14 protein-coding genes are annotated in these 14,339 nt (G+C 54.5%); 7 read left to right on the forward strand and 7 right to left on the reverse strand.

Features of this window, described 5'->3' with window-relative positions; genetic code table 11:
* The first annotated feature begins 3 nt into the window (after positions 1–3).
* From cysM to EGO56_RS05425, 3 genes are all read left to right on the forward strand, one after another.
* Positions 4–888 carry a cysteine synthase CysM gene (gene cysM / locus EGO56_RS05415; protein ID WP_135907899.1) on the forward strand — a complete coding sequence of 295 codons (885 nt, stop codon included), beginning with the start codon at positions 4–6 and terminating at the stop codon, positions 886–888.
* A 168-nt stretch (positions 889–1,056) separates the two neighbouring features.
* Positions 1,057–1,737: a response regulator transcription factor gene (locus EGO56_RS05420; RefSeq protein WP_013358661.1), complete on the forward strand. Its 681-nt coding sequence runs from the start codon at positions 1,057–1,059 to the stop codon at positions 1,735–1,737.
* Positions 1,734–3,074: an ATP-binding protein gene (locus EGO56_RS05425; protein ID WP_013358660.1), complete on the forward strand. Its 1,341-nt coding sequence runs from the start codon at positions 1,734–1,736 to the stop codon at positions 3,072–3,074. Before EGO56_RS05420 ends, EGO56_RS05425 begins: the two co-directional genes overlap by 4 nt.
* A gap of 61 nt (positions 3,075–3,135) precedes the next feature.
* Here the strand turns inward: EGO56_RS05425 and crr are convergent, their stop codons facing one another.
* The 5 genes from crr to cysZ all read right to left on the reverse strand — a co-directional run bounded on the left by crr (position 3,136) and on the right by cysZ (position 8,090).
* On the reverse strand, positions 3,136–3,636 hold the full coding sequence (crr, locus tag EGO56_RS05430) for a PTS glucose transporter subunit IIA (protein WP_008926530.1): 501 nt from the start codon (positions 3,634–3,636) through the stop codon (positions 3,136–3,138).
* 42 nt (positions 3,637–3,678) lie between these two features.
* Positions 3,679–5,406, reverse strand: coding sequence for a phosphoenolpyruvate-protein phosphotransferase PtsI (ptsI, locus tag EGO56_RS05435; protein WP_033783822.1), 1,728 nt, complete (start codon positions 5,404–5,406; stop codon positions 3,679–3,681).
* A 161-nt stretch (positions 5,407–5,567) separates the two neighbouring features.
* Entirely contained in the window at positions 5,568–5,825 is a 258-nt protein-coding gene (gene ptsH, locus EGO56_RS05440; RefSeq protein WP_003848868.1) for a phosphocarrier protein Hpr, read from the reverse strand.
* A 387-nt stretch (positions 5,826–6,212) separates the two neighbouring features.
* On the reverse strand, positions 6,213–7,181 hold the full coding sequence (gene cysK, locus EGO56_RS05450) for a cysteine synthase A (protein ID WP_033733457.1): 969 nt from the start codon (positions 7,179–7,181) through the stop codon (positions 6,213–6,215).
* Between the two features lie 141 nt (positions 7,182–7,322).
* Entirely contained in the window at positions 7,323–8,090 is a 768-nt protein-coding gene (gene cysZ / locus EGO56_RS05455) for a sulfate transporter CysZ (protein ID WP_135907903.1), read from the reverse strand.
* Positions 8,091–8,308: 218 nt separating this feature from the next.
* Here cysZ and zipA point away from each other — a divergent pair, with 218 nt between their 5' ends.
* The 3 genes from zipA (at position 8,309) to EGO56_RS05470 (ending at position 11,621) form a co-directional block, all read left to right on the forward strand.
* Positions 8,309–9,307, forward strand: a complete 999-nt coding sequence (gene zipA / locus EGO56_RS05460) for a cell division protein ZipA (protein ID WP_135907904.1) — start codon at positions 8,309–8,311, stop codon at positions 9,305–9,307.
* A 75-nt stretch (positions 9,308–9,382) separates the two neighbouring features.
* Complete coding sequence (gene ligA, locus EGO56_RS05465; protein ID WP_135907906.1) at positions 9,383–11,401, forward strand: NAD-dependent DNA ligase LigA; 2,019 nt, start codon at positions 9,383–9,385, stop codon at positions 11,399–11,401.
* A gap of 1 nt (position 11,402) precedes the next feature.
* Positions 11,403–11,621, forward strand: a complete 219-nt coding sequence (locus EGO56_RS05470; protein WP_135907908.1) for a DUF3820 family protein — start codon at positions 11,403–11,405, stop codon at positions 11,619–11,621.
* A 27-nt stretch (positions 11,622–11,648) separates the two neighbouring features.
* On the opposite strand, the gene EGO56_RS05475 is transcribed toward EGO56_RS05470, so the two are convergent.
* Positions 11,649–12,659 (reverse strand): bile acid:sodium symporter family protein, encoded by a 1,011-nt coding sequence (locus EGO56_RS05475; RefSeq protein ID WP_135907909.1) that lies wholly within the window; start codon positions 12,657–12,659, stop codon positions 11,649–11,651.
* 95 nt (positions 12,660–12,754) lie between these two features.
* Here EGO56_RS05475 and EGO56_RS05480 point away from each other — a divergent pair, with 95 nt between their 5' ends.
* On the forward strand, positions 12,755–13,675 hold the full coding sequence (locus EGO56_RS05480; RefSeq protein WP_013358651.1) for a LysR family transcriptional regulator: 921 nt from the start codon (positions 12,755–12,757) through the stop codon (positions 13,673–13,675).
* Here the strand turns inward: EGO56_RS05480 and EGO56_RS05485 are convergent.
* The gene (locus EGO56_RS05485) at positions 13,672–14,013 is read right to left on the reverse strand and encodes a FlxA-like family protein (protein ID WP_013358650.1); all 342 of its coding nucleotides are present in this window, start codon (positions 14,011–14,013) and stop codon (positions 13,672–13,674) included. The genes EGO56_RS05480 and EGO56_RS05485 overlap by 4 nt on opposite strands.
* Positions 14,014–14,339: the final 326 nt, after the last annotated feature.

Here is a 14,339-nt window from a genome sequence, read left to right on the forward strand (position 1 = left end):
ACCGTGACGACTCTTGAACATACCATCGGCAATACCCCGCTGATTAAGCTGCAGCGCCTGACGCCAGCTAACGGCAGTGAGGTCTGGCTCAAGCTGGAAGGCAATAATCCGGCAGGCTCGGTAAAAGATCGCGCGGCCTGGTCAATGATCCATCAGGCGGAGCTGCGCGGTGAAATTTCACCCGGCGATCAGCTGATTGAAGCCACCAGTGGCAACACCGGCATTGCGCTGGCGATGATCGCGGCGATGAAAGGCTACCGGCTTCGCCTGCTGATGCCGGACAACATGAGTCAGGAGCGGCAGGATGCGATGCGTGCGTATGGCGCAGAGCTGATTCTGGTGCCGCGAGAGCAGGGCATGGAGGGCGCACGCGATCTGGCACTGGCGATGGCGGCGCGTGGTGAAGGCCGGGTGCTGGATCAGTTTAATAATCCCGATAACCCGCTGGGTCACTATCAGACCACCGGGCCGGAGTTGTGGCAGCAGTCGAACCAGCGCATGACCCATTTTATCTCCAGCATGGGCACCACCGGCACGATCACCGGGGTGGGACGTTTCCTGAAAGAGCACAATACGGGCGTGCAGGTGATCGGTTTGCAGCCGAGTGAAGGCAGCAGTATTCCGGGCATTCGCCGCTGGCCGCTGGCCTATCTGCCGGGGATCTACCGCCCCGACTTAGTGGATGATGTGATGGATATGACGCAGAAAGAAGCGGAAGAGACCATGCGTGCGCTGGCACGCCGTGAAGGTATTTTCTGTGGCGTCAGTTCGGGCGGTGCGGTGGCGGGTGCGCTGCGTATTGCGCAGGCTAATCCGGGCAGCGTCGTGGTGGCGATCGCCTGCGATCGTGGCGATCGTTATCTCTCGACCGGACTCTATCATCAGTAATCTCTGCTGATACGGAACCAGACCTGTGCGCGCCTTTAACGCCCACAGGTCTTTTTTTTAGCCAGCATTCCCACAACGGATAGACTGAATCTGTAAGGATCGCGTAAATCAGGCTGCGCGAATGCCCGGCACAGGACAAAATAGCGCCAATTCTGTCGAGAGATAACCATGAAAATTTTGCTTGTTGATGATGATGTCGAATTAGGCACGATGTTAAGCCAGTACCTTATTGCCGAAGGATTTGATGCCCAGCTGGTGCTGACCGGCAGCGCCGGGATTCAGGGCGCGCTCTCCGGCGAGTTCACTGCCATGATTCTGGATATTATGCTGCCCGACATGAGTGGCATCGATGTGTTACGTCAGGTGCGCCAGAACAGCCGGATACCGGTGATCATGCTGACTGCCAAAGGCGATAATATTGATCGCGTGATCGGCCTGGAGATGGGGGCGGATGACTATATGCCTAAACCCTGTTATCCCCGTGAACTGGTCGCCCGCCTGCGCGCGGTATTGCGCCGTTTCGAGGAGCAGGTACCGCAGCCGGATGCTAAAGAGCCGCTGCGCTGGGGAGACCTGACGCTTAATCCTGCCACCCGAATGAGTGAATGGCAGGGTAAAACCTTCGATCTGACTGCTTCAGAATTTAATCTGCTGGATCTGCTGCTGCGCGCGCCGGATAGGGTCGTGTCAAAAGATGAACTCTCTGAAAAGGGGCTGGGTCGTCCGCGTGAAGCCTATGATCGCAGTGTTGATGTGCACATCAGCAACATCCGCCAGAAGCTTAGCGCGTTAACCGCTGATAGCATCAATATCGAAACTGTACGCAGCATCGGTTACCGCATTCGATGAAACAGAGTTACCGTGGACGCATGTTCTGGAAGATCTTTATCGGCTTCTGGGTCGTTTTTGTCATCATGAGCCAGCTTATCTGGCTCGGTTTTTCGCTCTCCGGTAAACGGCATGAACCGCCTGAAATAATGGCTATCCGTCGCATTATTGATCTGCAGATGACCTCTGCTGCATCGGTGCTGGAGCGGGGCGGGCCTGATGAGCTGAATGCGATGCTGTCTGACTGGGATGAAACTGACCGTCAGTTCTTTCACGTTACGCAGCAGACTAAATCGCCCCAATCCCAGGACAGCGGCAACCTTGATTTCAGGGGCCGTCTTCCTGAAGAGGTGGTGCGCTGGGTACAGGGTGCGGATGGCAAAGAGTATCAGCTGCGCTACGACCTGGATGGCATGCGCATGAACAGCAAACAGAACATGATGCCGCGAAAATTTCTGAATATTCCCGAGCCGATGTTTGTCTTCGCCGGTTCGGTGGGGTTGCTGTTCAGTCTGCTGCTGGCCTGGAATCTGACGCGACCCATGCGTCAGTTGCGGGAGGGATTTTCCCGCGTCGCCGAGGGCGATTTAAGCGTGCGTCTGTTCCCGATTATGCGTAAGCGCCACGACGAGATTTCAAATGTCGCAGAAGCGTTTGATGCCATGGTTGAGCGGCTTGATACCCTGGTGCGCGCCCGGGAAGAGCTGCTGCACGATATCTCACATGAGCTTCGTTCACCGCTGGCGCGACTGCAGCTGGCGACCGGACTCGCCAGACAGACGCCAGAAAGCGTAAACAGTTCGCTTGATCGCATTGATGAAGAGGCGCGTCGCCTGGACAAAATGATCGGTGAACTGCTGACGCTGTCGCGGGCTGAACATGAAAGCATCCCAGATGAGCAATATTTTGACCTGACCGGATTGCTGGAGGCGGTCATCACCGATGTTCGCTATGAAGCACAGATCCCTGGCGTGCAGGTGGAGTTACAGGTTGACGAGCGGGGCGATTACACCGTGCGGGGCAATGCGGAGCTGATACGGCGCGGTGTCGAGAACGTCTTACGCAACGCGCTGCGCTTCTCTTTGCCGGGGCAGCGGATTGAGGTCGACTTACGCACAGAGCAGCAGTGGCTGGCGATTCAGGTACGCGATCAGGGGCCGGGTGTCGATGAGGAGAAACTCTCCAGTATTTTTGACCCGTTTGTGCGGGTGAATTCGCCGCTGATGGGCAAAGGTTATGGTCTGGGACTGGCTATCGTGCGTAAAGTGATACTGGCGCATCATGGTGAAGTTGAGGCGCGGAACCGGCCAGAGGGCGGACTTGAACTGACGCTGCGCCTGCCACACTGGCAGGGTTAAAACTTCATCCAGCAGAAACGATAACGGCACCCGCAGGTGCCGTTATGTTATAGACGAATGCTTACTTTCTGATGCGAATCACCGGCGTTTCGCCGACGGTGACCTGGCCAGACAGCTTAATCAATTCCTTGATTTCATCCATGTTGGAGATGACAACCGGTGTCAGGGTTGATTTTGCTTTCTCTTCCAGCAACGGCAGATCGAACTCAATAACCACGTCGCCTTTTTTGACCTTCTGGCCTTCTTCAGCGATGCGTTTGAAGCCTTCACCTTTCAGTTCAACCGTATCGATACCGAAGTGGACGAACAGCTCGATGCCGTTATCTGATTCGATCGAAAAAGCGTGATTGGTTTCAAAAATCTTGCCGATAGTGCCATCAACAGGCGCAACCATTTTGTTGCCGCTGGGTTTGATCGCAATACCGTCGCCCACGATTTTTTCTGCAAACACCACATCTGGTACGTCTTCAATGTTCACGATTTCGCCTGACAGAGGCGCTACGATGTCGATTGTCCCAGCGCTATCCGTTTTTTCGCCAAAAAGTTTAGAAAACAAACCCATGATCTTCTCCTAAGCAGTAATTTGGGGCCAGCATCATGCAGGTTAGCAGAGCGTTTTTTCCTTAATGAACTTGTTAACCAGGTTCATTAAGTCTTCCGCTGTCGGTTGAGCCAGTGCCTGCTCTGCCAATGCCTTCGCATCTTCAAAATTAGTATTACGAATGATTTTCTTGATGCCAGGGATAGAAATGGCACTCATGCTGAACTCGTCCAGCCCCATTCCCAGTAACAGTAGTGTAGCACGTTCATCACCTGCCAGCTCACCACACATGCCGGTCCATTTACCTTCAGCGTGAGATGCATCAATGACTTGCTTGATTAAGTTAAGCACAGACGGCGTCATTGGGTTGTACAGGTGCGAGATCAAATCATTACCACGATCGACCGCCAGAGTATACTGCGTCAGATCGTTTGTCCCAATACTGAAGAAGTCGACTTCCTTCGCCAGGTGATGGGCAATGACGGCAGAAGCCGGGGTCTCGACCATAATGCCGACTTCGATGCTTTCATCAAAGGCTTTACCTTCTTCACGCAACTGCGCTTTCAGCAGTTCCAGTTCCGCTTTCAGGCTGCGTACTTCTTCAACCGAAATGATCATCGGGAACATGATGCGCAGTTTACCGAAGGAGGAGGCGCGCAGGATGGCACGCAGCTGTGCATGCAGAATCTCTTTGCGGTCCATCGCGATACGGATAGCACGCCAGCCGAGGAACGGGTTCTCTTCTTTCGGCAGATTCATGTAAGGCAGATCTTTGTCACCGCCAATATCCATGGTACGCACGATAACGGCCTGTGAACCCATCGCTTCAGCAACGGCTTTATACGCCTGGAACTGCTCTTCTTCACTTGGCAGAGAGTCGCGATCCATGAACAGGAATTCGGTGCGATAGAGACCTACGCCTTCCGCGCCGTTACGCTCAGCACCGGCAATATCACGCACAGTACCGATGTTGGCACAGACTTCAACCTGATGGCCATCCAGCGTCACGGCTGGCAGATCTTTCAGCTTGGCTAATTCGTGTTTTTCCGACAGATACTGGTTCTGTACGGCTTTCAGCTCTTCCTGAATCGCTTCTGAAGGGTTGACGTGAATCGCATTGTTAACGCCATCCAGGATCAGGAAATCGCCGTTTTTAACCGTGACGGTTACATTGCCGGTGCCGACAATGGCCGGGATCTCCAGCGAGCGCGCCATGATTGAGGTATGTGAGGTACGGCCACCCAGATCGGTGATAAAGCCCAGCACCTTTTTCAGGTTCAGCTGTGCGGTTTCTGACGGCGTTAAATCTTTGGCCACCAGAATGGATTCGTCCGGAATCGCGCTCAGGTCAACGATGTGCAGACCGAGGATGTTTTGCAGCAGGCGCTTACCGATGTCACGCACGTCAGCCGCACGCTCTTTCAGGTATTCGTCATCTAACTCTTCCAGTGCTTTCGCCTGGCCATCAATGACCGAATAAGCAGCAGCATCGGCAGTCGCGTGATCTTTTTTGATCAGGTCGATGATTTCCTGCTCCAGCTCTTCATCTTCCAGCAACATGATGTGGCCTTCGAAGATGGCTGCTTTCTCTTCACCGAGGGTTTCACCCGCTTTGACGCGAATCGCTTCCAGTTGTAATGCCGCTTTGCTGCGGCCATCGAGGAAGCGCTGAACTTCCTGCTCAACCTGGTCATCAGAAATTTTCTTGCGGTTGATGACGATCTCGTCTTCTTTCAGCAGCAGTGCTTTGCCGAAAGCGATACCTGGTGATGCTAAAATGCCTGAAATCATAACGCTACCTTTTAATCACGATGGCTGATGGGACTCTTTGCGGTGCCATTGTCGCGGGACACGTACTCTACGAAAGCAATAACGCGGACAGGTTGTCCGCGATCAAGATGTTTGCACTCAATGGCGCAGAGGAGTCGATTGGCTGGAGAGCTGAGCGGAGATTACTCCAGTTCAGCCATCAGTTTGACCAGATGCTCAACTGCTTTCTGCTCGTCTTCACCTTCCGCGGAAAGGGTCACAACCGTTCCCTGGGTTAAACCCAGCGTCTGCAGTTTGAACAGGCTTTTCGCGCTCGCTGATTTGCCGTTAGAGGTCACGGTGATTTCTGACTGGAAAGCTTTGGCTTCTTTAACGAATTGCGCAGCTGGGCGAGTATGCAGACCGTTTGGTGCAGTAATGGTAACTTCTTGCTGGAACATTCTATTTCCCCAACGTTATCAGGATGAGTGTTATGGATCTAAAGTCTAGCCTGGAGCCTTCACTTTAGCCTGTGTAGGTGCGCGGGTATAGCTTCATGCTGACCAAAGACGCGCATGCGTCAAATCTACAATCCGTTGCGTCTCAAAACCGATTCTACACGTCACCGGTTAATTATGCCGTGATTCGCCGTTTCACTGAATCCGTAAATCGATTCAGCTTGATCCACTTCAAGCGCGGATTAATTTCAGGCATCGAAATAATTGGCAGTCTGAATACCAGATCGGCATCACTGAAATCAATCTGCCGGTTGGTGAAAGTGAGATCTGCACCACAAAAAAGCACCCGGATGGGTGCTTTTTTCGACATTTTCGGACTATCGGCCCCGGCTACTGCAGCTCTTTCTCAGTAAAGAGATCGGCGAACAGCGCGGTACTCAGATAGCGTTCGCCAGAGGAAGGCAGAATCACCACGATGTTTTTATTTGCGAAGGTTTCGTCTTCCTGCAGCTTCAGCGCTGCGGCGACGGCAGCACCGGAAGAGATACCGGCCAGGATACCTTCTTCTTCCATCAGCCTGCGCGCCGTACTAATCGCTTCTTCATTGGTAATGGCCACTACGCGGTCAACCAGGTTCAGCTCAAGGTTACCCGGAATAAAGCCGGCACCAATACCCTGAATTTTGTGCGGGCCGGGTTTAATCTCTTCACCCGCCAGCGCCTGCGCAATCACCGGCGAATCGGTCGGCTCAACCGCGACGGTAATCAGATCTTTTTTGCCTTTAGTGTTTTTGATGTAGCGACTCACGCCGGTCAGCGTACCGCCGGTGCCGACACCGGCAATAAAGACATCCACTTCGCCATCGGTGTCTTCCCAGATTTCCGGACCGGTGGTCTTTTCATGGATTTCCGGGTTAGCCGGATTGCTGAACTGCTGCAGCAGCACATATTTGTCCGGGTCGCTGGCGACAATCTCTTCCGCTTTGCCAATGGCACCTTTCATGCCTTTAGCACCTTCGGTCAGAACCAGCTTCGCGCCGAGCGCTTTCAGCAATTTACGGCGTTCCACTGACATGGTTTCCGGCATGGTCAGCGTGAGTTTGTAACCGCGCGCAGCAGCCACGTAGGCCAGCGCAATACCGGTGTTACCGCTGGTCGGTTCAACCAGCTCAATGCCGGGTTTCAGAATACCGCGTTTCTCTGCGTCCCAAATCATATTGGCACCGATACGGCATTTAATGCTGAAGCTCGGGTTACGGGATTCAACTTTCGCAAGAATGCGGCCGTTACCGATGCGGTTCAGTCGAACCAGCGGCGTATGACCAATTGTCAAAGAGTTGTCTTCATAGATCTTACTCATAGCCTGCCCTTAACTGTATGAATTATTGGGAACCCTATGAGCATACCTGTTCTGCCTGGGGGCGGAAGGAAAGAAATCGTATATCTATATGTCCCCCGGCAATAAGCCCTGCGAAAAAGAGCATAAGGCGCGCTGATGAGTCTAGCGCACCTCATTGCGTGCCAGCTGCGGCCGGTAGCGATCGACCCACATGGCGGTGGCACCGCAAACGGCAACCGGCATGATCACGAGGTTCAGGATCGGAATCATAGTAAACAGGCTGGTGAGTGCGCCGAATTGCATATTCGCGGTTTTGTGGCGACGCAGGGCGTTCCGCATCTGCTGAAACGGCACTTTGTGGTTGTCGAACGGATAGTCGCAATACTGAATGGATAACATCCAGGCACTGAACAGGAACCACAGAACGGGCGCAACCGTCTGACCAAAGCCAGGAATAAAGTAGAGCAGCAGCAGTCCCAGCGCACGGGGCAGATAATAGCCCAGCTTTTGCAACTCACGCTTCATAATGCGCGGCACATCTTTGAGCATTCCTGCCCAGCCGCTGTCAGGCAGGGGCTTGCCGGTCAGACGGCCTTCCAGCTGTTCGGCCAGCAGGCCGCAGAAAGGGGCGGCAATCAGGTTCGCCAGCGTCGAGAAGAAGTAGCTGAACACCAGCACAATCGCAATCACCGACAGCGGCCATAACAGATAGCTCAGCCACTGCAGCCAGTCGGGAATATGGGCCATCAGGCGTGGGATCCAGTCACCGAGACGATAGAACAGCCAGATGAATGCGCCACCGAGCATAATAATGTTAATCAGCAGCGGCATCACCACAAAGCGGCGAATACCAGGCAGACGGACCAGTTTCCAGCCCTGGCTAAAGTAGTGCGTGCCGTTAAAATCTGAGACCGAATTCTCAAGGGCCATAAAGCCATTTCTCCTGAAAGTGTTAAGGCGCGCCCACTATAACCTGGCTTTTTCTCCAGGCCAGGTGCCGTTTGGGTAAAAAAACAGCGAAAAAGCGTGGGTTGCCTATCTTATTTGTCAGAAAATAGTGCACAGACTTGCACTTGTGTAGCAGGGCAAATACAGTTAGAGGATAAAGTTTGCCGCGGTGGCAAGGTATTGGAACAACAGAGAATACAATGATGCAGGATTTGCGTCTGATATTAATCGTTGTTGGCGCGATCGCCATTATAGCGCTCCTTCTTCACGGGCTGTGGACCAGCCGTAAAGAGCGTTCGTCAGTGTTCCGCGATCGCCCGCACAAACGTCTGAAACAACGTGAAGAACATGATGAGCAGGACCTGATTGACGACGAAGATGACGGCGTCGGTGAGGTTCGCGTTCGTTCTGATCGCAGCACACACCAGGAACCGCGTTTCGATGAGATTCGTGAGCCACAGCCAGAAGCGCCGCGTAAGCAAGCGCCTGCTGAGCCTGTGCGTCAGCCTGCGCCACGACCCGCACCGCAACCTGAACCAGAAAGCGATCCGCTTTTCAACACGGCGCCGAAGCCTGCTCCGCAGCCGCGCCCTGAACCGGTTCGTCAGCAGCCTGCACCGACTTTTGTCGCGCCGCCCGTTCAGGCTGACCCGCTGCTGGATCTCGATCCGCTGGAATCTGTCCAGCCCGCTCCGCAGTACCAGGCAGAACCTGAGCCACAGCCTGAAGTAACGCCGGCTCCCGCGCCTTCACAGCCTGTAGCGAAAGCGCCAGCTGAAAAACCGAAAGAAGCGGTACTGGTGCTGCATGTTGCCGCCCATTCGGGCGGTGAGCTGAACGGTGAGGCATTGTTGCAGGGGATTCTGCAGGCGGGCTTCCAGTTTGGTGAGATGAACATTTTCCATCGTCATCTCAGTCCTGCTGGCAGCGGTCCGGTTCTGTTCAGTCTGGCTAACATGGTTAAGCCAGGCTCGTTCAACCCGGACCTGATGACCGATTTCAGCACGCCAGGCATCTCTATCTTTATGATGGTGCCTTCTTATGGTGACGCGAATCAGAACTTCAAGCTGATGCTGCAGTCGGCACAGCGTATCGCTGATGACGTTGGCGGTGTCGTGCTGGATGATGAGCGTCGCATGATGACGCCGCAGAAGCTGGAAACCTACAAAGCGCGTATCCGCGATGTGGTTGGCGTCTGAGACCTGCGCTGACCGCTATCTGAATTGTTAAAATAAACCCCCGCCTGTCGGGGGTTTTTTATCTGATGGGGCTATATGAAATCCGTCCAGGATCACATCACCGAACTGCGCACCACGTTGCGCCATCACGAATATCTCTATCACGTCATGGATGCGCCGGAAGTGCCGGATGCCGAATATGATCGTCTGATGCGTGAACTGCGTCAGCTGGAAGAGGAACACCCCGATCTCATTACCCCGGACTCGCCGACGCAACGCGTAGGTGCTGCGCCGCTGACGGTATTTGAGCAGGTCCGCCACGAAGTCCCGATGCTGTCGCTGGACAACGCCTTTGATGAAGCCACGTTCATGGCCTTCAACAAACGGGTGCAGGATCGGCTGAAAAGCAGTGACGACATTACCTACTGCTGTGAACTCAAGCTCGATGGTGCTGCAGTCAGCCTGATGTATGAAAATGGCCTGCTGGTCCGGGCCGCGACGCGCGGTGACGGTACTGCCGGCGAGAACATTACCGCCAACGTTCGTACCATTCGCGCGATTCCGCTGCGGCTAAAAGGCGACAATATCCCGGCCCGGCTGGAAGTACGTGGCGAAATATTTATGACGCAGCGCGGCTTCGAAAAGCTGAATGAGGAAGCGCGACGCACTGACGGCAAAGTCTTTGCTAACCCGCGTAACGCAGCTGCAGGTTCTTTGCGTCAGCTTGATCCGCGCATTACAGCGAAACGTCCGCTGACCTTCTTCTGCTACGGTTTTGGCCTGCTGGAAGGCGGGGAGATGCCGCATAGTCACATGGGGCGCCTGCAACAGTTCAAAGCCTGGGGCCTGCCGGTCAGCGACCGCATTAAGCTGGTGCACAACGCCGAAGAAGCCCTGGCTTTCTATCGGGATATTGAGCAACAGCGTCCGAACCTGGGTTTCGATATTGATGGCGTAGTGATCAAGGTCGATTCACAGGCATTACAGGAGCAACTGGGCTTTGTGGCGCGCGCACCGCGCTGGGCGATTGCCTTCAAATTCCCGGCACAGGAACAGCTGACCTGGGTACGTGACGTCGAATTCCAGGTTGGCCGCACGGGCGCTATCACGCCAGTGGCTCGTCTTGAGCCGGTGCAGGTGGCAGGCGTCATCGTCAGCAATGCCACGCTGCATAATGCGGATGAAATCGAGCGGCTGGGATTACGCATTGGCGACCGTGTGGTGATTCGCCGTGCCGGTGATGTGATCCCGCAGGTGGTCAACGTAGTGGTCGCTGAACGCCCTGAAGAGACGCGTCAAGTGGTCTTTCCTGCCCATTGCCCGGTCTGTGGTTCCGAGGTGGAGCGGGTCGAAGGCGAGTCGGTCACGCGCTGCACCGGCGGTCTGATCTGCGGTGCGCAACGTAAAGAGGCACTGAAGCACTTTGTCTCGCGTCGTGCGCTGGATGTTGACGGTATGGGCGATAAGATTATCGATCAGCTGGTGGAGAAAGAGTACGTCAATACGCCCGCCGATCTGTTCCGTCTCACGGCGGGCAAGCTGACCGGACTGGATCGAATGGGACCAAAGTCGGCGCAAAACGTCGTCGATGCGCTGGAGAAAGCGAAGTCGACCACGCTGGCGCGTTTCCTTTATGCGCTGGGCATTCGCGAGGTGGGTGAAGCCACCGCCGCCAATCTGGCTAACCACTTTGGTGAATTGCAAAAGGTGATGGATGCCGATCTTGAGGCGCTGATTGCCGTGCCGGATGTCGGCAAAGTCGTTGCCGCACACGTGCGCAACTTCATGGAGGAGGAGAGCAACCGTGAGGTTATCCGTCAGCTGACAGACGATATCGGCATTCACTGGCCGCAGGTGGTAGTGGTGAAAGCCGAAGAGATCGACAGTCCGTTCGCAGGCAAAACGGTGGTGCTGACCGGCTCGCTGTCGCAGATGAATCGCGATGATGCCAAAGCGCAGCTGATCGCGCTGGGGGCAAAAGTCAGCGGCAGCGTATCAAAGAAAACCGATCTGCTGATTGCCGGTGAAGCGGCCGGTTCAAAGCTGGCAAAAGCGCAGGAGCTGGGTATAGAGGTAATTGATGAAGCGGAAATGATCCGTCTGCTGGGTGCCTGAAATGGATGAGCATCAACTGGTGGCGATAGCCAATACGCCTATGCCGTTTGGCAAATATAAAGGGCGGATGCTGATCGATCTGCCTGAGCCTTATCTGCTCTGGTTTGCTCGCAGTGGCGACTTTCCGTCTGGTCAGCTTGGTGATCTTATGCAGCTGACCCTGACCATAAAAACAGAAGGCCTGGAGGGATTAGTTAAGCCGCTCCAGGCCCGCACATAATCGTGCCCGCACAGGCGGGCAACGGTTTTACTTCTGAGACTCCATCACTGAATCTTTCACCTGCAGAGCCTGCTGTTTCTCATTGGTCTTCTTGTAGCGACCGGCGATAAACGAGCAGACCATCAGCTGTACCTGATGGAAAATCATCAGCGGCAGCACAATAATCCCCACCGTACTGGCCGGGAACAGAATATTCGCCATCGGCACGCCATTCGCCAGACTCTTCTTCGAGCCACAAAACAGCACCACGATTTCATCGGCGCGCTTAAAGCGGAACAGACGCGAAGCCAGCAGATTGATGAGCAGCACGGCGGCCAGCAGAATAATGGAACCGGCCACAATCCACACCAGCGTCATTAACCCAACGCGATGCCAGATGCCATTAACCACGGCTTCACTGAAGGCGGAATAGACTACCAGCAGAATCGAAGTCTGGTCAGTTTTGCCAATCAGGCTGCGGTGTTTCTCAATCCAGCCACCGATCCAGCGACGTGAGAGGTGACCCAGGATGAAAGGCACCATCAGTTGCAGCATAATTTTACCGATTTGCTCCAGACCATCGCTCGGCGCGCTGCTGTGGATATCCATTACCAGATTCACCAGCAACGGTGAAATAAACACACCCAGCAGGCTCGATGCCGAGGCGCTGCACACCGCTGCCGCGACATTCCCGCCCGCCATTGAGGTAAAGGCTATAGCAGACTGGACGGTAGCCGGCAGGATACAAAGGTAGATAAAGCCGGTATAAATTTCCGGGCCGACATCAACCGGATGCCACCAGACCAGCAGCAGACCCAGTGCCGGAAACAGCACAAAGGTGCTGAACATGATCCACAGATGCAACTGCCAGTGACTGCTGCCTGCGATGATCTTTTCACGCGAAAGTTTGGCACCGTGCATAAAGAACAACAGCGCTATCGCTGCCGTCGCGAGGTAACTGAAGATATCAACGTAGATCCCTTTTGCTGGCAGGAAAGAGGCCAGCAGCACGGTGATGATCAGTTTAACCATCATCGGGTCGAGTTTTAAAAAGCCCATTGTTAAATTCCGGTAAATTATTCAATAGCGCGATTGTGCGGCAAGTAGTTTTAGAAATAAAATTGATTTATTGAATTAATCTATGAGCGCAATCGATGAATTACACCCTGCGTCAGCTGCGAACGTTTATTGCCGTGGCCCACTATGGTGGCTTCAGTCAGGCAGGGCAGGCGATAGGCCTGAGCCAGTCGGCAGTCAGCCACAGTATTAAAGAACTGGAAGCCGAAACCGGCGTGCGGTTGCTGGACAGAACCACCCGGGAGGTGATGCTGACGGAGGCGGGAAAACAGCTGGCGTCACGCATGGAGCGCCTGCTGGAGGAGATTCATACCACGCTACTGGATATCCGCAGTTTTGGCGAGCAGCGCAGTGGCACCGTCAGAGTGGCAGCCAGCCAGACCATTTCCGCGCATCTGATGCCGCAATGTCTGGCCGCCAGCCAGCATCATTTTCCCGATATCAAAGTGATTCTTCACGATCGCGCCCAGCAATGGGTGCTGCAAAGTGTGCGTAACGCGGAAGTCGATTTCGGCATCGTGATTGGGCCGCTCAGCGACAGCGATTTCGACAGCATTGCTATTCTGGATGAGCCTTTCCTGCTGCTATGTCGCGAAGATGATCCGCTGGCGAAAGTGGAAAGGGCTGAATGGGCGATGCTCGATGGCCGCACGATGGTATTGCAGGATTACGCTTCCGGCAGTCGGGTTCTGATTGATGCGGCAATGCAGCAGCAGAATATCAGGGCTGAAGTCGTGCAGGAGATTGGTCATCCCGCCACGTTATTCCCGATGGTACAGGTGGGAATCGGCATCAGTATTCTGCCTGCGCTGGCGTTACCCTTACCAGCGGATCGCGCCCTCACGGTGCGGCGTCTCTATCCGGAAATTAATCGTAGCCTGACGCTAATTAAACGTAAAAACCGCTCGCTGACCCCGGCTGCCGAAGCGATCTGGCAGGAGGTGCGCCAGCAGGCGATGCTGCTGGCGCAACAACGCGCGGTTAAACCGGCGTTTTAGATATAAACGTCAACTTTGTTAGTATCGGTTGGGCGGTTAATCCCGTCCGCTTTGATCTCACTGACGGGCGAACTGTCACTTTTTGGCTGATCCTGCTCAGCCTGCTTCTGTTCCAGTTGCGCAATCTGCGCCTGCAGCATGGTGATTTGTGACTGGTACATCTGCTGCATCTCAGACTTCTGTTCGTCAGTCAGTTCTTTATTGTCAGCCAGCTCCTTAACCTGCGTTAACACACCCTGAATCTGTTTATTCAGCGCCGCAACCTGCGAGGCCACACTGCCGCCGCCGCTGTCACCGCTACTGACCGCACTGCTTAAAATTCCGGAAATTGAAGACATCATTTTCTCCCTGTAAGTGGTCACATACGTTATCGGCACGCTGCGAAACGACTTGAGAGCTCAAAGTGTTAAGGTTCTGAAAAGGTAGGTGACGTTAAATCCTCACAGCAGAGCTGTGCCCTGGAAACGATAAAAGCGCCCCGAAGGCGCTTTTTTCTGAATGGGTGGGTCGTGCAGGATAGCCTCGGCCCATCGTGGGCCTCGCCCTCTGGGTGATGCTGTCGCATCAGCCTGTATCGCCGGGCGATTCAGTCGAACCTGCAGCAGGTTCTCATCCTGCACGGTAGAGACCGTGCCCCGGAAACGAAAAAAGCGCCCAAAAGGCG

The organism is Pantoea vagans, from assembly GCF_004792415.1.
Taxonomy (GTDB): domain Bacteria; phylum Pseudomonadota; class Gammaproteobacteria; order Enterobacterales; family Enterobacteriaceae; genus Pantoea; species Pantoea vagans.